The organism is Siminovitchia acidinfaciens, from assembly GCF_003605385.1.
In the GTDB taxonomy this organism is placed as follows: Bacteria; Bacillota; Bacilli; order Bacillales; family Bacillaceae_C; genus Siminovitchia; species Siminovitchia acidinfaciens.
The window spans coordinates 15,795-37,140 of record NZ_QYTV02000015.1; the positions used below are offsets into that span (position 1 = coordinate 15,795).

Consider the following 21,346-nt stretch of genomic DNA (forward strand, 5'->3'; position numbering starts at 1 on the left):
TAAACGAAATGCAGCAATATGAAGCAGGCCAATATGACATCATTGTGATTGGAGCGGGGCATGCCGGATGTGAAGCGGGCCTGGCGGCCGCTAGAATGGGAGCCGAAGTGTTGATGATCACCATCAATCTTGATATGGTCGCTTTTATGCCTTGCAACCCGTCTATCGGAGGTCCGGCAAAAGGGGTTGTTGTTCGAGAGATTGACGCGCTCGGCGGCGAGATGGGGAAAAATATCGATAAAACCGCTATACAAATTAGGATGCTGAATACCGGAAAAGGACCTGCAGTTCAGGCATTACGGGCACAGGCTGACAAGTTCCAGTATCAGCATGAAATGAAAAACACACTTGAAAATGAACCGAACCTTACACTGCATCAAGGAATGGTCGACGAACTGCTTGTGGAAGATGGAGTCTGCACAGGCGTTATTACAATGACAGGTGCGATTTACCGTTCTAAAGCGGTGGTCATCACTACAGGTACATTCCTGCGCGGTGAAATCATTTTGGGTGAACTGAAATATTCAAGCGGCCCTAACAATCAGCAGCCATCCATCAAGCTATCGGATCATCTTCGAGAGCTTGGTTTTGACATGGAGCGGTTCAAAACAGGAACGCCGCCGCGGATCAACAGCCAGACAATCGACTACAGTCTGACGGAAATTCAGCCGGGTGATGAAGAACCTAGAGCCTTTAGTTACGAAACAACGAAAATGATAACAGACCAGCTCCCTTGCTGGCTAACATATACGAATGAACATACACACAGGCTGATAGATGAAAACTTACACCGATCTCCCATGTTTTCCGGAATGATCAAAGGAACGGGTGCGCGCTATTGTCCATCCATTGAAGATAAGGTCGTCCGTTTTAGCGACAAGCCGCGCCATCAGATTTTTCTGGAGCCGGAGGGCCGCCATACAAATGAAGTGTATGTTCAAGGACTCTCAACCAGCTTGCCGGAAGAAGTTCAGCATGAATTGATCAAAACGGTTCCCGCTTTGAAAAATGCACGGATGATGAGACCGGGGTATGCGATTGAATACGATGCAATCGTACCGACACAGCTCTGGCCGACTCTCGAAACGAAAAAGATCAAAAATCTTTATACCGCAGGACAAATCAATGGTACATCCGGATACGAAGAGGCGGCCGCCCAAGGGTTGATGGCGGGCATAAACGCTGCCAGAAATATCTTTGGAAAAGAAGAAGTTATCCTGAGCCGCTCTGATGCTTACATCGGTGTCCTAATCGACGATCTTGTCACAAAAGGCACGAATGAGCCGTATCGTCTGTTGACCTCACGTGCAGAATACAGGCTGCTTCTCCGCCAGGACAATTGCGATCTGCGCTTGACGGATCTTGGGCACGAAATCGGATTAATTTCCCAGGAAAGATATGAAAAATTCACGAAGAAAAAAGCCGATATCGAAGCGGAAATCAACCGTCTGCAAAAGACGATCTTAAAACCGAATGAACAAACACAGGCAGTCATCCGTGAAGCGGGCGGCAGCGAATTGAAAGACGGGATTCGAGCATCCGATCTGTTGAAGCGTCCGGAAATGAAATACTCTCATATCGCTCAACTGATCCCTTCAGAATATGAGCTGGCCGACGATGTGATCGACCAAGTGGAAATTCAAATTAAATATGAAGGCTATATTGAAAAATCGTTGCAGCAGGTTGAAAAGTTGAAAAAGCTTGAGAATAAAAAGATTCCGGAAGATATCGATTACGATGCCATTAACGGAATTGCGACGGAAGCTCGTCAAAAACTGAACGAAGTGCGCCCGCTGTCCATTGCCCAGGCATCCCGGATTTCGGGAGTCAATCCGGCGGACATATCCATCCTTTTGGTATACATTGAGCATGGGAAAATTGCAAGAGTATCGGGAGATGAATAATTTAACTGGCTCTGTTAAATGTTGATTTCCGCTCCAGGCGGACGCTTTCCGCGGGCGGTCGGTGAGCCTCCTCGTCGCTACGGTGCTAGCCCAACGCTTTGCTTTTGGGCGCAAAAGCCATTCTGCGTGACGGCTTTTCCTGCGGGGTCTCACCTGGACACGCTTTTCCCGCAGGACCCAGAAAAAGCTTCTTCGAATAAACATCTCACGAAGGAAATGCGAATCATTTTCGAGGAGCGCCGCATTCCGCTACAATCAACGAAAGTTGCTAAGAAACATTAGTAACAAAACTAATTTAGTCAAAGCATAAGCGCTTGAAAGTACGGGCAACAAGACGGCTCTTGTGAAGGGAATTTTTTAATTGTCACAGAGAAATACGGTGCTTGGGCTAGACAACCATTATCTCTGAATATATATTTTTCAATGTTAAGAAAGGGTCAACCTATGAATATTGAGCAATTTACAGAACAACTGAAAAACAAGGGAATCGAATTAAGCGTCCGCCAGCTGGAGCAATTCGAGCGATATTACAAGCTCCTTGTCGAGTGGAACGAAAAAATGAATCTCACAGCGATCACCGAACATGATGAAGTCTATCTAAAGCACTTCTATGATTCGGTGACCGCAGCTTTTTATCTTGACCTGAATCAATCTTTGTCACTGTGCGATGTAGGGGCGGGGGCCGGATTTCCGAGCATTCCGCTGAAAATTTGTTTTCCAGAAATCAAGGTGACCATTGTAGATTCATTGAAAAAGCGGATCACTTTTTTAGATGAGCTGGCAAAAGAATTGGAGCTTGAGGATACATTTTTCTATCATGACCGAGCGGAAACTTTTGCGAAAAAAGAGGAGTTCCGAGAGCAGTTTGATATCGTTACTGCGCGTGCTGTTGCCAGAATGTCTGTTTTGAGCGAGCTATGCTTGCCGCTCGTCAAACAAGGCGGTAGATTTGTTGCATTAAAAGCGGCCAACGCCGAAGAAGAGCTTGCTGCCGGTGAAAAAGCGATCAAGATGCTTGGTGGAAAATTGGTGGATGTGCATTCTTTTCAATTGCCGATTGAAGAAAGTGAACGGAATATCGTCATTGTGGAAAAGGTTAAAAAAACACCTAATAAATATCCTCGCAAGCCGGGAACGCCGAATAAAATGCCGCTGGAATAATTTTTTAAAACATTCCATACTGGGACGAGGATTAGAAAGGCATTAATTGTCTAGCACCAGCGCTTACGCCTTTCTTTAAATTTAAAGAAAGTAAAAAAGTAGAAAAAGTTTTCTATTCAAACAAGTATAAGTAATGTCTAGCTCCAGCGCTCAGCGACTAGCAAACTTCGCGCCTCCTCCTACGATAAGTCAACATCGGCTCATTCTTCGCCGTGTTTCCTTTATCTCGTCGGAGGCACTCCAGTTTGTACGTCGCTAAACGAGCGCTTACGGCTTTCTTTAAAACAGAGCAAAAGTTCGGCAGGAAAAATAGAACAAAAAATAGTATGATGTATAAAAGGGAGTTACTATTTCAAGGTGGTGTAGAAGGATGAAACATCCTTTCTCGCGTTTTTTTGGATTGGGTGATAAAGAGCTGCCGATAGAGAATGAGACAGAGGCAGAAGTAGAGGATCTGGTAGAACGGGAAGAAGTAAGGAATATTTCTGTTCCGGCCATTATCCCGAACCGCTTCCAGCCACGGACCATTTTTGACGAATCAAAGATTGAGGAATTGGCCCGTACGATCCATACTCACGGAATCATCCAGCCGATTGTCGTAAGAGAAGCAGGGAATGAACAGTTTGAAATCATAGCAGGTGAACGAAGATTCCGTGCAGTGCAAATGCTTGGCTGGGATGAAATACCTGCTATTATTAAAAATTTGAATGATACTGAGACAGCCTCTGTCGCTTTGATTGAGAACCTCCAACGAGAGGAGCTTACTCCGATCGAGGAAGCCATTGCATATGGAAAATTGCTTGAGCTGCATAATTTGACACAGGAAGCATTAGCCCAAAGGCTTGGCAAAGGACAATCCACTGTGGCGAATAAACTGCGTCTGCTGAAACTTCCGGAGGAAATTCAGGAAGGTCTTTTGAAAAAGGAAATAACAGAACGGCATGCCCGCGCTTTGATTCCTTTAAAAGCGGCAGATAAACAAATCAAATTGATGGAAATGATCATCGAGAAGAACCTGAATGTCAAACAGACGGAAGAACAAGTGGCCAAAATGCTTTCGGACGAAAAGCCAAAGTCGGCCAAAAGACGGAAAGCAATCAGTAAAGATATGCGGATTGCCGTCAATACCATCCGCCAGTCCCTATCAATGGTGACTGACAGCGGAATCACCCTTGATTCCACAGAGGAAGACTTCGATCATTACTACCAAATCACTATTAAAATTCCAAAAAATAAAGAAGAATAGATTGTTTGTTTCATATCATCATGGGAAGCTTGAAAAACAAGTTTCCCATTTTTTTAGGATAAATGACCAATACGATAAAATATTAGTGCATTATTTGTTAAAATAGATTAGGTGTGAAGAATTTTTGCAGGAATTAAGGGGTAGGTGAATTTGTTGGGAAAGATTATTTCCATAGCCAACCAAAAAGGGGGCGTCGGAAAAACGACAACCTCGATCAATTTAGGTGCCTGTTTGGCCTATATCGGAAAAAAAGTGTTGATTGTAGATATCGATCCGCAAGGAAATGCTACGAGCGGAGCGGGAATTGATAAAGGGGATGTCAATGAATGCGTCTATGACGTACTTGTTGATGATACAGATATTAAACAAGTGATTCAGGAAACAGCAGTTGAAAACCTGTCGGTTGTTCCATCAACTATTCAATTGGCCGGTGCTGAGATAGAACTTGTGCCGACAATTTCCAGGGAAGTGCGATTAAAGCGGGCTCTGGATGAAGTTCGGGATCAATATGATTTTATTTTAATTGATTGTCCTCCATCTTTGGGACTGTTGACAATCAATTCATTGACTGCATCAGATTCTGTTTTGATCCCTGTACAATGCGAATATTATGCGTTGGAAGGACTTAGCCAGTTGCTGAATACTGTCCGTCTTGTACAAAAACATTTGAATCAGGACCTGATGATTGAGGGTGTACTGCTTACAATGCTGGATGCCCGTACAAATCTTGGGCTCCAGGTCATTCAAGAAGTGAAAAAATATTTTCAAAATAAAGTGTACCAGACTGTGATTCCAAGAAATATCAGATTAAGCGAAGCTCCGAGTCATGGGCAGCCGATCATCATTTACGATCCTAGGTCCAGAGGGGCAGAAGTCTATTTAGATCTCGCAAAGGAAGTGGCTGAAGTTGGCTAAAGGACTGGGAAAAGGCATTAATGCTTTGTTTGCGAACATAGATGTGGATGTAGGGACGGAAGAGGCGATACGTGAAATTCCTATGAACGAAATTGAACCCAATCCGTTCCAACCACGGAAAACATTTTCCGCCGAAGCGATAAATGAGCTGAAGGACTCGATTGTGGAGCATGGAATTTTACAGCCGGTCATCCTTAGAAAAGGCGGAAAAGGCTATGAAATTGTCGCCGGGGAAAGGCGTTTCCGTGCGGCAAAAGCGGCTCAATTAAAGAAGATTCCCGCTGTTGTCAGGGAATTTGATGATACGCAAATGATGGAGCTGGCTGTCTTGGAAAATCTGCAACGAGAAGACTTGACTCCAATGGAAGAAGCTGCAGCTTACCAGACTTTGATGGACAGGCTGGGCGTCACTCAGGAAGATCTGGCCAAAAGACTTGGAAAAAGCAGGCCGTATATTGCCAATCATGTCCGGCTTTTAACCCTGCCGCCAAAAATCCAACGACTGATCACCGAAGGAAAGCTGTCCATGGGACACGGTCGGACATTACTAGGTCTTAAACAGAAAAACAAGATGATTCCGTTAGCGGACCAGACGGTGAAAGAAGGCTTGAACGTTCGGCAATTGGAGAAACTGGTCCAAAGTTTGAATGAAAATGTTCCACGTGAAACAAAAAAACAGACCAAAAAGAAAGACGTTTTTATAAGGGAACGCGAAGACCGTCTAAGAGAAAAATTTGGAACGACGGTGACGATCAACCAAACAAAGAAAAAGGGGAAAATTGAAATCGAGTTTCTTTCCCCGGAGGATTTGGAGCGTATTTTGGAAATAATGGAGTTAAGCGAGTAAAGCTATCTTCATTATAGGAAGAGTCGGGTGAGTTCATGGTTTTAATGGGTACGATAATCAATGGAATCTGCATTATCATTGGTACGCTGCTTGGTAGGTTCCTTCAATCCATTCCTGAAAAAATGAAGGAAACTGTCATGTATGGAATCGGGTTGGCAGTCATTGTTTTGGGGCTGCAAATGGGATTTAAAAGTGAAAATTTTTTAATCGTCATCATCAGCCTTGTCGTTGGTGCAGTGCTTGGTGAGTGGTGGGCACTGGATGATAAGCTTGCTGCTGTTGGCCGTTGGCTGGAAAAGCGGATGGGCGGTGGTAGTACAGGCAGCATTGCCCAAGGATTTGTTACTGCCACGCTGATCTTTGTGATTGGTGCCATGGCCATCATCGGGGCGCTGGATAGCGGAATCCGAAATGATCACAATGTACTATATACGAAAGCGATCATTGACGGATTTACCGCCCTTATTTTATCGACGACACTGGGAATCGGCGTCATCTTTTCCGTTATCCCAGTTGTACTTTATCAGGGAACAATCGCTTTGTTTGCAACCCAAATCAACCGCCTCGTTCCCCAGGAATTGATGGATGTCTTCATCCTGGAAATGACAGCTACAGGGGGCATCATGATTTTTGCCATCGGTTTGAATTTAGTTGGCTTGACGAAGATCCGAGTAGCCAACCTGCTGCCAAGTATATTGGTCGTGGCGGTAATTGTGACGATAATGTATGTCTTTCAATTGAAAATAATGTAAAAGAAACAGGGATAATGACACCTGTTTCTTTTTGTATTGGGGTCAGACACCCCAAAACCTTATCTTGCGGATTTTCTTTTTGGGAAATTGAACCCAATTGATTGAAGGGTTCTTTTTTTATCATAAATTTTGTCCGTTTCGATGATAGCAGCGGCAATTTTTTTCGCCAACTTCATGACGAGATTCAAACGGGTATTTTGCAGTACGACAAATTCCATATGTCCAGCTATATTGACGATACCGGTGATAAAAACGTCTCCAACCTCTGGAAGCTTTTTATTTACGCCAGCTCCTGGTTTGAGCGGACCTGTGCCGACTTTGATTTCACCGATGCTCGCCAACCGTCCAAGACAGGCATCGATCCCGATGATGAACGGCTTTTTATAAGTTTTTTTCACATACTGCAGAATTTCATTCAAGTTCATGGCATGGACCGGGTTCTCTAATGTCCCATAGACATGGAAATATTTCATTCCAGCTTCTTGTAAAAAAGATCCGACTAACGGTCCGAGGGAATCTCCTGTCGACCTGTCCGTCCCGATGCATATGATGACGACAGGCTGATGTTTGTGATAGGTGAGTAAGTCTAAAAGTGCATCAGAGATCTTATATCCGGCAGTATCATCCTCAAAATGTACAATTGTGTCATATATCTTCTTTTGTTCCACCCCAATTCCCCCTTGTCATATATGTCTGACCGTTCCATTATTTTCTATAATCAGTATACGAAGAACCGTTGTTTTCTATACATGGAGAAAGGGAATATAAGGTTTTGAATAGCTTCATTGGAAAGGGATATGATTTATTGATAAAATAGGATTCTAGAATCAAGTCAGGAGAGCAAAATGAACGAACAGATACAAGAATTCAAAGATCTTGAAAAGAAAACAACTGGTTTTTTAGAAAAACTGACCGAACCTGACCTATGGATTAGTTATGGAATGGTAGCATTAAAAATCATCATTATCATCATCCTGTCTACCATTATCATACGCGTGGGAAGAGCTGCTATAAGCAGGATATTTAAAAGAAGGGCGAAGGCACCGCTGCAATTTTCCGAGAGGCGGGAAGCGACCCTTATCAAGCTCCTTCAAAACATCCTGACTTATTCCGTCTATTTTATTGCGATTGTCATGATCCTTTCTGCATTGACAATTGACGTGACAGGTATACTGGCCGGTGCAGGAATTTTGGGACTTGCCGTTGGTTTTGGCGCGCAAAATCTTGTCAAAGATATTATTGGCGGTTTTTTTATCATTTTTGAAGATCAATTTTCAGTTGGCGATTATGTGAGGATTGGAACGTTTGAAGGGACCGTGGATGAAATCGGACTTCGTACAACGAAAATATTAAACTGGACAGGGGAATTGTATATTATCCCAAACGGTAATATTAATGAAGTGACGAATTTTTCTTTACATAATAGTGTAGCCATTGTGGATGTTTTTCTAGGGTATCAGGCAGATTTAAAGAAAGTGGAAAACATGATTGGAGTTTTACTTGAAACGATGCCAGAAAAATATGAACAGATTATTGGGACACCTAGAGTCCTGGGGGTTCAGCAATTGGGTGCTTCGGAAATTGTACTAAGGGTCGTTGCGGAGACGTTACCATTGCAAAACTGGTTTATTGCCAGAGAGCTGCGAAAGGCAATTAAGATTAAGTTAGATGCGCATCAAGTGGAAGTCCCATACCAGCGCATTGTCATGATGAAAGGGAATGACCACCAGCCAGGTGATCATATTGGAGACCGACAAGGGGGATAAACGATGGAGAAAAAGGAATTTGACCTTCACGATGTTGTAGAAATGAAAAAGCCTCATCCATGCGGAACCAACCGTTGGCGGATCATCCGGATGGGGATGGATATCCGAATGAAATGTGAAGGATGCGGACACAGCGTCATGCTGCCGAGGCGGGAATTCACAAGAAAACTGAAAAAGATTTTGGAAAAGCATGAGGAATGACCTCATGCTTTTTTCTTTTAAAAGGAGAATCTCCATTAAGCGCCCTAACACGGAAACAGGGGTGTACTTTATTCAACTGTCCAGCTCCAACGCCCAGCAACAGGATGTAACATTCTGAACCTGGCAGCGCTTGTCGCCCCTAAGCGGCCGTCTTCCGCATTTCAAGTTTGTATATTGCTTACGGGCTCTTGCGCTTTTCTTTATCAATCCTTATAATTATGAATGGATTGGGGGCAGAGCCTGCCCCGACAAAGAGGAGTGACCAAAATGGCCCTAACAGCAGGGATTGTTGGTTTGCCTAACGTAGGTAAATCGACATTATTCAATGCAATTACAAAAGCAGGAGCGGAAGCGGCAAACTACCCGTTCTGTACGATTGACCCCAATGTCGGAATAGTAGAAGTTCCGGATGAACGTCTTCAAAAATTGACTGAGCTTGTTAAGCCGAAGAAAACAGTACCGACGGCTTTTGAATTTACTGATATTGCTGGAATCGTAAAAGGCGCAAGTAAAGGGGAAGGCCTTGGCAATAAATTCCTTTCTCATATACGTCAGGTCGATGCGATATGTCATGTCGTTCGCTGTTTTGCAGACGGGGATATCACCCACGTATCAGGTAAAGTAGATCCGATCGATGACATCGAGACAATCAACCTTGAATTGATTTTAGCGGACTTGGAAAGCGTTGAAAAGCGCATTGGCCGCGTTGAAAAAATGGCGAAGCAAAAAGATAAGGAAGCCATGGCGGAATTTGACGTACTAAGCAAGTTAAAAACGGCATTCGAATCCGACCAGCCGGCGAGAGCAGTCGATTTTTCCGATGATCAGCTTAAAATTGTCAAACAGCTTCATTTGCTGACTAGCAAGCCTGTCTTATATGTAGCGAATGTCGGAGAAGATGACTTGGCTGATCCGTCAGGAAACGAATACGTGAAAAAAGTGCAGGAGTATGCGGAGAATGATAATGCCCAGGTCATCATTATCAGTGCAAGAATCGAAGAAGAAATTGCGGTTCTTGATGATGACGAAAAAGCGATGTTCCTTGAAGAGCTAGGAATCGAGGAATCAGGCCTTGATCAATTGATCCGTGCAGCTTACCATCTGCTCGGCCTTGCCACTTATTTCACAGCTGGTGAACAGGAAGTACGGGCATGGACATTCAAAAAAGGAATGAAAGCTCCGCAATGTGCCGGTATCATCCATACCGATTTTGAAAAAGGATTTATTCGTGCTGAAACGGTTTCCTATGAAGACTTGCGTGATACGGGATCCATGGGCGCGGCCCGTGAAGCAGGAAAAGTCCGCTTGGAAGGAAAAGAATACTTGGTTCAAGATGGAGATGTCATCCATTTCCGTTTTAACGTATAAAAATAGTAAAAGTCTGCGAACGGTGCGTTTGCAGACTTTTTTCTTGTAATAATCTAAGGGAAACCCTAACCCCTTGATTACCAAGAGCCAGCCAACTGCGGTTATGGTCTAAGCACCTGTGTATCATTTAAGTTAAGGTCTCTCATCAATTTTTGGAAATGATGAGAGACTTTTTTTATATGTGTTTTCGCATCTTGATCGTTTCATGGCTACCCAATACCCTGTAATTCCAAAATTCCGGTTATTATTAAATCCTTATGGTTAAAAGAGAATTCATCCGGGGCATATGTTAAAAGGAGTCCATGGGATCAGTTCCTGCAACGAGGCTGGAACCTAGCCATATAATTGACCTGGATTTAACAAATCCATTTGGAAGTCATGAAAGAGAATATCCTCTTTCTACACTTTTTTATGGAGGGGAACATGCGCGACGGCGTGTTTTCATGTCCAGCTACCGCTTTTCTTAATATTTTAAGAAGGAAAATAGCCTGGAGCCAGCGAAATGGATGGTAAGCGCTTTCTGTCAACTAAGGAGGAGAATCATTTGAGGGAAGTTGTCATTGTTGAAGCTGTAAGGACACCGACCGGAAAAAGAAATGGAAAGTTAAGCCAAATACGTCCGGATGACCTGCTCGCCATGGTGCTAAAGGAAGTCGTTAATAGGGCTGGACTGGATGCGAGTCATGTAGAGGACGTCATTGCCGGCTGCGTTACCCAGACGAGCGAACAAGCGAATGATATTGCCAGACTCGCAGCGCTGATTGCGGGGTTTCCAATCACTGTCCCGGGAGTCACGCTTGACAGGCAGTGCGGGTCCAGCCAGCAGGCTGTCCATTTTGCATGTCAGGCCATTTTGAGTGGTGACATGGACGCTGTCATCGCCTGCGGGGTGGAAAGCATGTCACGTGTTCCGATGTTTTCCAATTTGCAGGGAGCGAAAAATAGCAGGCTGTTAACGGAAAGGTATGAAATCATCAACCAAGGGCTGTCAGCGGAACGGATTGCAGAGCAATGGGGATTTTCAAGGGCAGATCTCGATCGTTTTTCTTTAGAGAGCCATGAAAAAGCCGTCAGAGCGATGAAAGAAGGCCGGTTTGATCGTGAAATCATGGAAGTCGAAACAGGGAATGGAACTGTAAAAAAGGACGAAGGCCCGCGTGAAAATTCTTCAATGGAAAAGCTGGCATCGTTAGAACCTCCTTTTTTACCAAGCGGAAAAGTGACAGCGGGGAATGCAAGCCAAATCAGTGACGGCGCAGCTGCCATTTTGCTTATGTCCCGTGAAAAAGCGGATGAACTTGGAATGAAGCCGCGCTTCAAGGTCATCGCAAGGTCAGTGATAGGGTCTGACCCCACTTTGATGCTGACAGGACCAGTTGCTGCAACGGAAAAAGCGCTGAAAAAAGCCGGAATGCGCCTTGAGGATATCGATTTATTTGAGGTAAATGAAGCCTTCGCTTCTGTACCGCTTCAATGGCTGCAAGAAACAGGGGCAGTCCCGGAAAAATTGAACGTAAATGGAGGTGCCATCGCATTGGGGCATCCGCTTGGCGCAAGCGGAGCCAGGATAATGACCACCTTGATCCATGAATTGGAGAGACAAAATAAAAGATTTGCACTTCAGGCGATTTGTGAAGGATTCGGTATGGCGAACGCTACGATTATTGAAAGGTTAGAACAATAACATCATTAATTTTAATGGGAGTGGTTTATATGGGAGGGCCTACACTCAGAGATGTTTTTGAACAAACCGTTGCTAAGTTTCCGCATAAGGAAGGGTTGGCGGATCGAAGGCTGGGTAAAAGCTGGACATACCGGGAATGGGATCAGGAAGTGAACAAGCTTGCCAATGCATTCCGACAGGCAGGGGTGCAAAAAGGTGACAGAGTCTCCACCGTTCTATTCAACACCGCCGAATTTGCTACCATCCTTTTTGCTTGTATTAAAATTGGCGCAGTTTTCAATCCAATCAATTTCCGCCTGATGGGAAAAGAAGTGGAGTTCATTTTGCGTGATGCGGCTCCGAAGATTGTCCTGTATGAAAAAGCGACAAGCGTACCGGTGGCTTATGCGGCCAAGTCGATTCAGGATATACAATTTTGGTGTATTGATGAACCTGATTCATTTGCCAAAAGCTATTACGAGAAAATCTCCAAAATTTCAAGTGAAAGGCCGGATTGTGAGCTCGATGAAAATGACTCTTACGCCATCATGTATACATCCGGAACGACGGGGATGCCCAAAGGCGTCATGCATTCTCACCGGAATATGGTGGATCAAAGTTTGATTATGGCTGCTGTCATGAGGGTGACAAAGAATGAAAGGGGCCTGTGTGTCGCTCCGATGTTTCACTGCGCTGAGCTGCATTGCGCTTTCCTTCCGCGTCTTATGATGGGCGGTTCAAATATTATCATGCATCAATTCGATGCAAAAGAACTCGTTCTAGCAATAAAAGAAAATAAAATCACTCATTTTTTTGCGGCTCCGACGATGTGGAACATGATGTTGCGTGAAGACCTTTCTAAGGCTGACTTTTCAAGCTTGCGTGCGGGACTTTACGGAGGAGCTCCTATGGCACCTGCTCTTGTGAAAGAATTAAACAGTACGCTCGGTATTGATGTATTTCAGGCATACGGAATGACCGAAATGGGACCCGCTATCTCTGTATTATATGATGATGAGCAATTGTCAAAGTCGGGAGCAGCCGGAAAGGCTTTGGTCAATCATGAAATTCGGGTGGTGAAAGTAAAAGATGGGGCGCCGTCTGACCCTGAAGAAATATGCGCACCAGGCGAGCTGGGGGAAATCATTGTATGCGGACCGAGTACGATGATTGGATATTTCAATAATCCGGACGCTACTAAGGAAGCCTTATATAAAGGCTGGTACCATTCAGGAGATATCGGATATATGGATAATGAAGGCTTTTTATGGGTCAGTGACCGCGTAAAAGACATGATCATTTCCGGAGGAGAAAATATTTATTCGAGGGAAGTCGAAGATGTCCTGTTCGAACATCCCGGTGTTTTAGATGCAGCCGTTGTCGGCGAGCCGGATGAAATATGGGGAGAAAAAGTGGTCGCATTTGTAGTGAAAAAAGACCCTTCTTTGACCGCTGAAGAACTGGATAATTTTTGTAAGGAAAACGAACGGATTGCCCGTTACAAACGGCCGCGCCGCTATGAGTTCATGAAGGAACTTCCCAGAAATGCAAGCGGAAAGCTTCAAAAATTCCTGCTGAGGGAGCAAGCAATCCGGCCCTAAAAACTAAATTAGGAAGTTGTAATGATGGCCAGCACTATATGTTGTAATTTTCACTTGCTTTATGGGTATAAAGGATCCCTTTACTTCTCATAATAAAACAGAATCAATAGCAAACTTTTGTTGTTGGTCTTTCCTTTGAAGAAAAGGGGGTGTTCCGATGAGCACATTACGGAAAATTGCTTTGGCTCTAACTATTATTGGTGCATTAAACTGGGGATTGATCGGTTTATTCCGGTTTGACTTGGTGGCTGCCATTTTTGGAGGACAAACAGCAGGCTTGTCGCGGTTAATCTATACATTGGTCGGATTGAGCGGGCTTATTTGCTTGTCATATTTCTTTGATCGTGAGACAGCCGGCGCCGGTGCCAATGAAAGAAGAAATACTCAAACGACAGTCGGTCAGCCAAACTATGGTACCGAGTTTGCCGAAGACCCCGATCTTGATTTAGCTTACAACCCATCCAGGGATGAGTATGAAAAAAAGGAAGAAGAATAGCCAGAAGCCATGCAAGCCAAGAAGGCGAGCATGGCTTCTGGTTTTTTTTGAAAAATTTTGGGTGATAGTTGACCTTCGCGAACAAATGTTCCATAATGTATAAAAGAACATGAGTAATAAATGAAGTGCTTTGTGTTTTAAAAAGATATTTGTCTTATTGATTCATTTATGATATAATTTTCCTCTGTGAGTAATGAAAGTTGCTCCTTGCCCTCAGATGTTTGAGGGCCGCACAGACCATAAGGAGGTGGAACACTGATGAAAAAGTACGAAATCATGTACATCATTCGCCCTAATGTTGAGGAAGAAGCGAAACAAGCTGTAGTAGAGCGTTTCGATAACATTCTTACTTCAGAAGGGGCTGAGATCATCGAATCAAAGGATTGGGGCAAGCGTCGCTTGGCATATGAAATTGAGGATTTCCGCGAAGGATATTACCGCTTAATCCACACAAATGCAAATGCTGAAGCAGTTCAAGAATTTGATCGTCTTGCTAAAATCAACGATGATATCATCCGTCACATTGTAATCAAAGAAGAAGAAAAATAAATAGAAAAATGTTCCACGTGGAACATTGTTGTGAAAGTAAATCGGGAAGAGGTTGATTCTGATGATGAACCGAGTGGTATTAGTAGGCCGATTAACTAAAGACCCGGATTTGCGCTACACTCCAAACGGGGTGCCGGTTGCAAATTTCACTTTGGCTGTTAACCGTACGTTTACGAATCAACAAGGTGAACGCGAAGCTGATTTTATAAATTGCGTTATTTGGCGTCGTCCAGCGGAAAATGTGGCCAACTACCTGAAAAAAGGAAGCTTGGCAGGGGTGGATGGCCGTTTGCAAACACGCAGCTATGATGATCAGGATGGAAAACGGGTGTATGTAACTGAAGTAGTTGCAGACAGTGTCCAGTTTTTGGAACCAAGAAGTGCAGGGGGTTCACAAGATCGCGGTGGCAACTTTGGCGGCAACCAATTCAGCGGCGGACAACAAAGCCAAGGATCTTCTTATGGCGACCAAAGGAACCAGGGCTTTACTCGGACAGATGAAGATCCGTTCTCAAATGATGGACAACCGATCGACATTTCTGATGACGATCTCCCATTCTAATCAAACAGTGAAGGAGGGTTTTTAATGGCAGGTGGACGCAGAGGCGGACGTAAGCGCCGGAAAGTGTGTTTCTTTACATCGAACGGAATTACACACATCGACTACAAAGATGTAGATATGCTTAAAAAGTTTGTTTCCGAACGTGGGAAAATTCTTCCACGCCGTGTAACAGGAACAAGTGCAAAGTATCAGCGTAAATTGACTGTAGCAATCAAACGTGCTCGTCAAATGGCACTTCTTCCATTCGTATCAGGTGAATAATATAATAGTGGGGCAGTAAGGAGGAAATCCTTGCTGCTTTTTTTGTGCTTTGGATTTTCTAGTAACTCTACTGTGTAAGGAACATTTTTCATGGAGGTGAGACTAGCGCTTGTCGCCCCTAATTAGCCGCGCTCCGCTTTTCTATTGTCGACTAGCTCCAGCGCCTAGCCCCTCGAGGTCACAAGCTTGCAGGGAAGAAGATTCAGGAAGAATGTGCTCCTGCGTCAAAGCTTATTCGAGAGCCTCGTCGCAAAGCTGCACGAAGCGACTCATGGAAGTTTCACATGATGTGATTGAAGTCAGTAGCTTCCCTGTGGTGGCTGAAGTACTGCCTCCTCGGGAATCGTCTTGTGCTTATCGGGGCTGACCAAGGTGCTTGTGCTTTTCTACTGTCTAGCTCCGGGCGGCAGGGGCTCGAGGTCGCTTCGGGAAAACCAATGAAGTCAAAGAACGACTTCACTGGTTTTCTCTCCGGCGCACAGGATGTGCTAGTGCAAGCGAAGCGACAGGATGTCGCGTTCTGAGCCTGCCAGCGCTTGTCGCCCCTAATTAGCTGCCCTCCACTTTTCTATTGTCTAGCTTCAGCGCCTATCGACNTTAGCTGCCCTCCACTTTTCTATTGTCTAGCTTCAGCGCCTATCGACTAGCAGACTTCCTTCTCTGGGTGCTCCAAGGTATAGCTTATTCAGGGAGCTATGTTACCTTGTCGCAAAGCTGCTTGAAGTTTACTCGAGGAAGATTCACACGATGTTTTTCAAGGCAGCAGCTTTCCTACGATAAGTCAACATCGGCTCCTACGTCGCCGTGTTTCCTTTATCTCGTCGGAGCCCCTCCAGTCTGTACGTCGATGGGCAGGCGCTTCCGCTTTTCTATTCACCCGCAAGACTTATCCTCTGTTTTTTGTTAAAATAGATTGGTACATACTTAATGAGGTGAAAAAGTGAAAAATACCCGAATGCTCACAGAAGGGGCACTGATGCTTGGGGTCTTTACGGTTCTTTTGCTCCTTTCTGTCTTTGTTCCAATGGCAATGCTTGCCACTCAATTTTTTCTTATACTTCCCTTTCTTTTATACAGTTCGAAATATCCTATAAGAAATTCCATTGTTCTAGTCGTGGGGGCTATTTTAATGTCCATGATTGCAGGTACCGTACTTGCGGCTCCGATTGCCATTCTTTATGGCACAACAGGAACAATTATGGGTTATTGCATTCGGACGGGGAAAAGCAAGATGGTCACCTATATGGCGTCCAGTTTGACGTTCTTGGGTAATGTTGTACTTTTCTATGTGATAGCGGCACAGTTATTTGGAATGAACTTCTTAGATGAACTGATTCGAATGTTTACAACATCAGTCGATCAGTATGCTGGCTTGATGAAGGCTTTGGGACAAACTCCTGACCCGAACGTAACAAAGCAGCTCAATGATATGATTGGGTTGTTTAAAACATTGGCGCCAAGTTTATTGCTGGGCGGCGCATTTGTTTCCGTCATTTTGTTTATGGTGATCAACTTTCCTATTATTAAAAGGTTTGGGGTCGATGTTCCGAAATTCCCTCCTTTTCGAACGGTTAAATTTCCAAAAAGCATCTTATGGTATTATTTAATCACCTTGGTTGGAACGCTTTTTATTAAACCGGAAGAAGGGACATTTTTGCATATGGCCATTATCAATGCTGCTTACATATTGCAGATATTGTTGCTCATCCAGGGGCTGGCTTTTATTTTTTACTACAGTCATGTAAAAAAATGGTCGAAAGCCATACCGATTATGGCAACGGTAATGACTCTTTTACTGCCATTGTTTTTCTCTCTTGTCAGGTTATTGGGTATAATTGATTTAGGATTCGATTTAAGACAGCGAATGGCGAAAAAGTAATGAGTAGTCTGAAGAAAACATTAAAGAGTTAAGGGAGCTGAAAGGATGCCGCCGTATGTAAATAAAAAGAAGAGCCTATCTCCTGTCATAGGGATTATGGTTTTGAGCGCTGTTCTTCTTGTTATCATCAGTTTCCAATACTGGTGGGCAGGTGTAATTGGAGCTCTCTTGCTTGGAGTATTTATTATTTTATTTTTTAAATCCCAAAAGGATCGGATAAAGGAAATTGAAGGTTACATCTCTACGCTCTCCCATCGCGTAAAGAAAGTGGGAGAGGAAGCATTGCAGGAGATGCCGATTGGAGTGATGCTGATCAATGATGATTATTTCATTGAATGGAGCAACTCTTTCATCGCTTCCCGTCTGAATGAAGACACTCTTGTCGGTCGTTCTTTATACGAAATCGCAGAGCCGCTTATTCCCGCTTTACAGCAGGAAAAGGAAATTGAGATTATTTCTCTGAATGAACGCACCTATCGAGTCTTTTATAAAAATGAGGAACGCCTGCTTTATTTATTTGATGTAACGGAAGAAATCGAAACGATGAAAAGATATCAGGACGAGCGCCAGGTAATCGCTACGATCCTTCTTGATAACTATGATGATGCAACGCAAGGGATGAATGACCAGACAAAAAGTGAGTTGAACAGTACGGTCACTGCCTTGTTGAATAAGTGGGCACTTAAACACGGGATATTTTTAAAAAGAATATCATCCGATCGATTTATCATCTTATTCAATGAAAGAACGCTTCATGAGCTGGAGCAGGACAAGTTCTCCATACTGGATGATGTCAGGGAAACGACAGCAAAGCAATATGTTCCAATTACTTTAAGCATAGGCGTGGGACTTGGCGTTTCGGATTTCCCTGAACTGGGCGCGCTGTCCCAGTCGAGCCTTGACTTGGCATTGGGTCGTGGGGGAGACCAGGTGGCAATGAAACTGCCAAACGGAAAATTGAAATTCTTCGGCGGTAAAACCAACCCGATGGAAAAACGAACTCGGGTCCGTGCCCGTGTCATCTCACATGCGTTGAAAGATTTGATTGTCGGAAGTGACAAAGTCATCGTCATGGGGCATAAATTCCCCGATCTCGATGCTATCGGGTCAGCTATAGGTATAAGGAAAGCAGCAGAGATGAATAACATTGAAGGCTATATTGTCATAGACTTCAATGAAATCGATATGAGTGTCAAAAGACTTGTTGATGAATTAAAAAGTGAACCGGACCTATACTCAAGACTCATATCTCCTGAAGATGCGTTGGAAATTGCAACGGAAGACACTCTTCTGGTTGTAGTGGATACACATAAGCCGTCATTAGTCATTGAAGAAAAGTTACTGAATAAGACGGATCGGGTTGTTGTGATTGACCATCACCGAAGAAGCGAGGACTTCATCAATAAGCCTCTGCTAGTTTACATGGAACCATATGCATCATCTACAGCTGAACTTGTGACAGAGCTGCTTGAATATCAGCCGAAGGGTAAAAAGCTGCACATGCTGGAAGCGACAGCACTGTTATCCGGAATTATCGTGGATACGAAAAGCTTCACGTTAAGGACAGGTTCACGGACATTTGATGCGGCTTCCTATTTGCGGGCGCGCGGCGCGGATACGATTCTTGTGCAGGGCTTCATGAAAGAAGACATAGGATCTTATGTAAAAAGGGCAAAGCTGATAGAAACAATGGAGTTTTACGGGAACGGTGTAACTATCGCTACGGGCGATGAAAATGTGATTTATAGTCCAGTCATGATTGCTCAGGCAGCTGATACATTGCTGACCATGGATGGTGTTGCAGCATCGTTTGTAATTTCGAAGCGTTCGGAGGATGTTGTGGGAATCAGTGCACGCTCCTTGGGAGATGTGAATGTTCAGGTTATCATGGAGATGCTCGGAGGGGGCGGCCATTTAACGAACGCTGCAGCCCAGCTTCCGGATATCACCGTAGTAGAAGCGGAATTGCAGTTGAGGCAAGTGCTGGATGAATATTTTGAAGGAGGGCAAACATCGTGAAAGTAATTTTCTTAAAAGATGTAAAAGGAAGAGGAAAAAAAGGGGAAGTAAAGGATGTTGCTGTCGGTTATGCACAAAACTTCCTTTTTAAACAGGGATTGGCAGTTGAGGCCACACCTGGCAATATGGCAAATCTCAAAAACCAGCAGAAGAAAGAGCAGAAGCAGGAAGAAGAAGCGCTGCAAGAAGCTAAAAATCTGAAAGAAAAAATAGAGAAGCTTACAGTTGAAATTAAAGCGAAATCCGGAGAAGGCGGACGCCTTTTTGGCTCCATCACAAACAAGCAGGTGGCTGACGAGCTGAAAAAATCCCATAATATCAAGGTGGATCGCCGGAAAATTGAAATGGATCAGCCGATCAGGTCTCTTGGTGTGACGAAGGTGCCTGTCAAACTTCATCATGAAGTCACAGCGACTCTCAATGTCCATGTAGTGGAACAAAAATAATATATTTCTATTGAATGATTCATGATAGAATAGAATAAACGATAAAAATGTGATCTGGTTTCTGCCGGTCACATTTTTTATGGATAAAAGAAGTTTTAGATCAAAGGGAGGTGACCTGTACATTGAATGAGTTGATGATTGACCGTACGCCGCCGCAAAATATAGAAGCTGAACAGGCGGTAATCGGTGCGATTTTTCTTGATCCTGCGGCTATCATTTTGGCATCTGAGATCCTGTTGCCGGAAGATTTTTACCGCAGCGCTCATCAGAAAATATTTGAAGTCATGATCCATTTAAATGAAACAGGACATGCGGTTGATTTGGTAACTGTCACGGAACAACTGGCCGCCTCCAAGCTGCTTGAGGATGTGGGCGGAATCTCTTATTTGAGTGAGCTTTCCGTATCAGTTCCGACGGCAGCGAATATTGGCTATTATGCCAGAATTGTAGAAGAAAAGGCCTTACTTCGCCGTTTGATCAGAACGGCAACGGATATTGCTACTGAGGGTTACACACGCGAAGACGAAGTGGATGCGCTGCTTGATGAGGCTGAAAAAAATATCATGGAAGTCGCTCAGCGCAAAAATTCGGGCGCCTTTCATAATATAAAGGATGTCCTTGTCCGCGCATATGACAATATTGAAATGCTTCATACCCAAAAAGGTGAAGTGACGGGGATTGCAACAGGCTTTACGGAATTGGACCGGATGACGGCCGGTTTCCAGCGTAATGACCTGATCATTGTCGCGGCTAGGCCATCTGTTGGTAAAACAGCTTTTGCCCTGAACATCTCCCAAAATGTCGCTACAAAAACGGATGAAAATGTGGCGATCTTCAGCTTGGAGATGGGTGCAGAGCAGCTTGTCATGAGGATGCTCTGTGCGGAAGGCAATATCGATGCCCAAAATTTGAGAACCGGTTCCCTTACAGATGAGGACTGGCGGAAACTGACCATGGCCATGGGGAGCTTATCGAATTCGGGAATTTATATCGATGATACGCCGGGGATCCGAGTAAGTGAAATCCGTTCAAAATGTCGAAGACTGAAGCAGGAAAGCGGACTTGGGATGATTTTGATCGATTACTTGCAGTTGATTCAAGGAAGCGGCCGTTCTTCTAAAGAGAACCGCCAGCAGGAAGTATCGGAAATCTCCCGTTCACTCAAAGCACTCGCACGTGAATTGGAAGTTCCGGTCATCGCCTTGTCACAGCTTTCAAGGGGAGTCGAGCAGCGACAGGATAAACGGCCGATGATGTCCGACATCCGGGAATCCGGATCTATTGAGCAGGATGCTGACATTGTTGCGTTCCTGTACCGTGATGACTATTATGACAAGGAAACGGAAAATAAAAATATTATCGAGATCATTATTGCCAAACAGCGTAACGGCCCTACGGGAACGGTGCAGCTTGCTTTTGTAAAAGAATATAACAAATTCGTCAATCTGGAAAGAAGATTCGATGATGCTGACGCTCCTCCAGGAGCATAAATTATTGCACCTCTATTGCGGAGGTGCTTTTTTGTTTTTGGGGTCTGACCCCCGGTCAATTAACGCGTTAAAGTGGGCAAGATAGATTGAAGTTTTTCCTACCATCGTTTTGTGCCGGCTTACCCAATGAAGAAGGGGGATTGGCAGGACATTCTTCCATGAGAGCTAAAAAGTGATTAATGGCAAGAATTCTGTTAAACATACCACATTATAGGTTATA

General features: G+C 44.2%; 20 protein-coding genes. 19 read left to right on the forward strand and 1 reads right to left on the reverse strand.

The window, feature by feature from the left end:
- Positions 1–8: 8 nt before the first annotated feature.
- The 6 genes from mnmG (at position 9) to D4T97_RS19635 (ending at position 6,825) form a co-directional block, all read left to right on the forward strand.
- Entirely contained in the window at positions 9–1,904 is a 1,896-nt protein-coding gene (mnmG, locus tag D4T97_RS19610; protein ID WP_126052476.1) for a tRNA uridine-5-carboxymethylaminomethyl(34) synthesis enzyme MnmG, read from the forward strand.
- Positions 1,905–2,348: 444 nt separating this feature from the next.
- Positions 2,349–3,065, forward strand: a complete 717-nt coding sequence (gene rsmG, locus D4T97_RS19615; RefSeq protein WP_126052477.1) for a 16S rRNA (guanine(527)-N(7))-methyltransferase RsmG — start codon at positions 2,349–2,351, stop codon at positions 3,063–3,065.
- A gap of 370 nt (positions 3,066–3,435) precedes the next feature.
- Positions 3,436–4,311 (forward strand): nucleoid occlusion protein, encoded by an 876-nt coding sequence (gene noc, locus D4T97_RS19620; protein ID WP_126052478.1) that lies wholly within the window; start codon positions 3,436–3,438, stop codon positions 4,309–4,311.
- A 153-nt stretch (positions 4,312–4,464) separates the two neighbouring features.
- Entirely contained in the window at positions 4,465–5,226 is a 762-nt protein-coding gene (locus D4T97_RS19625; protein WP_126052504.1) for a ParA family protein, read from the forward strand.
- Positions 5,219–6,073, forward strand: coding sequence for a ParB/RepB/Spo0J family partition protein (locus tag D4T97_RS19630; protein WP_126052479.1), 855 nt, complete (start codon positions 5,219–5,221; stop codon positions 6,071–6,073). Before D4T97_RS19625 ends, D4T97_RS19630 begins: the two co-directional genes overlap by 8 nt.
- Positions 6,074–6,108: 35 nt before the next feature.
- Complete coding sequence (locus tag D4T97_RS19635; RefSeq protein WP_126052480.1) at positions 6,109–6,825, forward strand: DUF554 domain-containing protein; 717 nt, start codon at positions 6,109–6,111, stop codon at positions 6,823–6,825.
- A 59-nt stretch (positions 6,826–6,884) separates the two neighbouring features.
- On the opposite strand, the gene yyaC is transcribed toward D4T97_RS19635, so the two are convergent.
- The gene (gene yyaC / locus D4T97_RS19640) at positions 6,885–7,493 is read right to left on the reverse strand and encodes a spore protease YyaC (protein WP_126052481.1); all 609 of its coding nucleotides are present in this window, start codon (positions 7,491–7,493) and stop codon (positions 6,885–6,887) included.
- Between the two features lie 177 nt (positions 7,494–7,670).
- On the opposite strand from yyaC, the gene D4T97_RS19645 reads away from it, so the two are divergent.
- The 13 genes from D4T97_RS19645 to dnaB all read left to right on the forward strand — a co-directional run bounded on the left by D4T97_RS19645 (position 7,671) and on the right by dnaB (position 21,126).
- On the forward strand, positions 7,671–8,591 hold the full coding sequence (locus tag D4T97_RS19645) for a mechanosensitive ion channel family protein (protein WP_126052482.1): 921 nt from the start codon (positions 7,671–7,673) through the stop codon (positions 8,589–8,591).
- Positions 8,592–8,594: 3 nt separating this feature from the next.
- Positions 8,595–8,792 carry a DUF951 domain-containing protein gene (locus D4T97_RS19650; RefSeq protein ID WP_126052483.1) on the forward strand — a complete coding sequence of 66 codons (198 nt, stop codon included), beginning with the start codon at positions 8,595–8,597 and terminating at the stop codon, positions 8,790–8,792.
- A gap of 267 nt (positions 8,793–9,059) precedes the next feature.
- Positions 9,060–10,160, forward strand: coding sequence for a redox-regulated ATPase YchF (gene ychF, locus D4T97_RS19655; RefSeq protein ID WP_126052484.1), 1,101 nt, complete (start codon positions 9,060–9,062; stop codon positions 10,158–10,160).
- 544 nt (positions 10,161–10,704) lie between these two features.
- Complete coding sequence (locus tag D4T97_RS19660; RefSeq protein WP_126052485.1) at positions 10,705–11,844, forward strand: thiolase family protein; 1,140 nt, start codon at positions 10,705–10,707, stop codon at positions 11,842–11,844.
- A gap of 29 nt (positions 11,845–11,873) precedes the next feature.
- On the forward strand, positions 11,874–13,424 hold the full coding sequence (locus D4T97_RS19665) for a fatty acid--CoA ligase (protein WP_126052486.1): 1,551 nt from the start codon (positions 11,874–11,876) through the stop codon (positions 13,422–13,424).
- 157 nt (positions 13,425–13,581) lie between these two features.
- Positions 13,582–13,920 (forward strand): DUF378 domain-containing protein, encoded by a 339-nt coding sequence (locus D4T97_RS19670; protein ID WP_126052487.1) that lies wholly within the window; start codon positions 13,582–13,584, stop codon positions 13,918–13,920.
- Positions 13,921–14,178: 258 nt separating this feature from the next.
- Positions 14,179–14,469 (forward strand): 30S ribosomal protein S6, encoded by a 291-nt coding sequence (gene rpsF / locus D4T97_RS19675; protein WP_126052488.1) that lies wholly within the window; start codon positions 14,179–14,181, stop codon positions 14,467–14,469.
- Between the two features lie 61 nt (positions 14,470–14,530).
- Positions 14,531–15,031, forward strand: a complete 501-nt coding sequence (gene ssb, locus D4T97_RS19680; RefSeq protein WP_126052489.1) for a single-stranded DNA-binding protein — start codon at positions 14,531–14,533, stop codon at positions 15,029–15,031.
- Positions 15,032–15,055: 24 nt separating this feature from the next.
- The gene (rpsR, locus tag D4T97_RS19685) at positions 15,056–15,292 is read left to right on the forward strand and encodes a 30S ribosomal protein S18 (protein WP_126052490.1); all 237 of its coding nucleotides are present in this window, start codon (positions 15,056–15,058) and stop codon (positions 15,290–15,292) included.
- A 940-nt stretch (positions 15,293–16,232) separates the two neighbouring features.
- Positions 16,233–17,171: a YybS family protein gene (locus D4T97_RS19690; RefSeq protein WP_126052491.1), complete on the forward strand. Its 939-nt coding sequence runs from the start codon at positions 16,233–16,235 to the stop codon at positions 17,169–17,171.
- A 45-nt stretch (positions 17,172–17,216) separates the two neighbouring features.
- Positions 17,217–19,190 carry a DHH family phosphoesterase gene (locus D4T97_RS19695; protein ID WP_126052492.1) on the forward strand — a complete coding sequence of 658 codons (1,974 nt, stop codon included), beginning with the start codon at positions 17,217–17,219 and terminating at the stop codon, positions 19,188–19,190.
- Complete coding sequence (rplI, locus tag D4T97_RS19700; RefSeq protein ID WP_126052493.1) at positions 19,187–19,636, forward strand: 50S ribosomal protein L9; 450 nt, start codon at positions 19,187–19,189, stop codon at positions 19,634–19,636. The genes D4T97_RS19695 and rplI overlap by 4 nt, the downstream gene beginning before the upstream one ends.
- Before the next feature lie 134 nt (positions 19,637–19,770).
- Positions 19,771–21,126 carry a replicative DNA helicase gene (gene dnaB, locus D4T97_RS19705; protein ID WP_408021631.1) on the forward strand — a complete coding sequence of 452 codons (1,356 nt, stop codon included), beginning with the start codon at positions 19,771–19,773 and terminating at the stop codon, positions 21,124–21,126.
- The last annotated feature ends 220 nt before the right edge of the window (positions 21,127–21,346 follow it).

What these genes read in the sequence shown, in the direction of transcription:
- D4T97_RS19645 (WP_126052482.1), top strand. Translation starts at nt 7,671, where the DNA reads ATGAACGAACAGATACAAGAATTCAAAGATCTTGAAAAGAAAACAACT.
- D4T97_RS19635 (WP_126052480.1), top strand. Translation starts at nt 6,109, where the DNA reads ATGGTTTTAATGGGTACGATAATCAATGGAATCTGCATTATCATTGGT.
- rpsR (WP_126052490.1), top strand. Translation starts at nt 15,056, where the DNA reads ATGGCAGGTGGACGCAGAGGCGGACGTAAGCGCCGGAAAGTGTGTTTC.
- rpsF (WP_126052488.1), top strand. Translation starts at nt 14,179, where the DNA reads ATGAAAAAGTACGAAATCATGTACATCATTCGCCCTAATGTTGAGGAA.
- mnmG (WP_126052476.1), top strand. Translation starts at nt 9, where the DNA reads ATGCAGCAATATGAAGCAGGCCAATATGACATCATTGTGATTGGAGCG.
- rsmG (WP_126052477.1), top strand. Translation starts at nt 2,349, where the DNA reads ATGAATATTGAGCAATTTACAGAACAACTGAAAAACAAGGGAATCGAA.
- ssb (WP_126052489.1), top strand. Translation starts at nt 14,531, where the DNA reads ATGATGAACCGAGTGGTATTAGTAGGCCGATTAACTAAAGACCCGGAT.
- D4T97_RS19670 (WP_126052487.1), top strand. Translation starts at nt 13,582, where the DNA reads ATGAGCACATTACGGAAAATTGCTTTGGCTCTAACTATTATTGGTGCA.
- D4T97_RS19650 (WP_126052483.1), top strand. Translation starts at nt 8,595, where the DNA reads ATGGAGAAAAAGGAATTTGACCTTCACGATGTTGTAGAAATGAAAAAG.
- noc (WP_126052478.1), top strand. Translation starts at nt 3,436, where the DNA reads ATGAAACATCCTTTCTCGCGTTTTTTTGGATTGGGTGATAAAGAGCTG.
- D4T97_RS19695 (WP_126052492.1), top strand. Translation starts at nt 17,217, where the DNA reads ATGCCGCCGTATGTAAATAAAAAGAAGAGCCTATCTCCTGTCATAGGG.
- D4T97_RS19665 (WP_126052486.1), top strand. Translation starts at nt 11,874, where the DNA reads ATGGGAGGGCCTACACTCAGAGATGTTTTTGAACAAACCGTTGCTAAG.
- ychF (WP_126052484.1), top strand. Translation starts at nt 9,060, where the DNA reads ATGGCCCTAACAGCAGGGATTGTTGGTTTGCCTAACGTAGGTAAATCG.
- dnaB (WP_408021631.1), top strand. Translation starts at nt 19,771, where the DNA reads ATGATTGACCGTACGCCGCCGCAAAATATAGAAGCTGAACAGGCGGTA.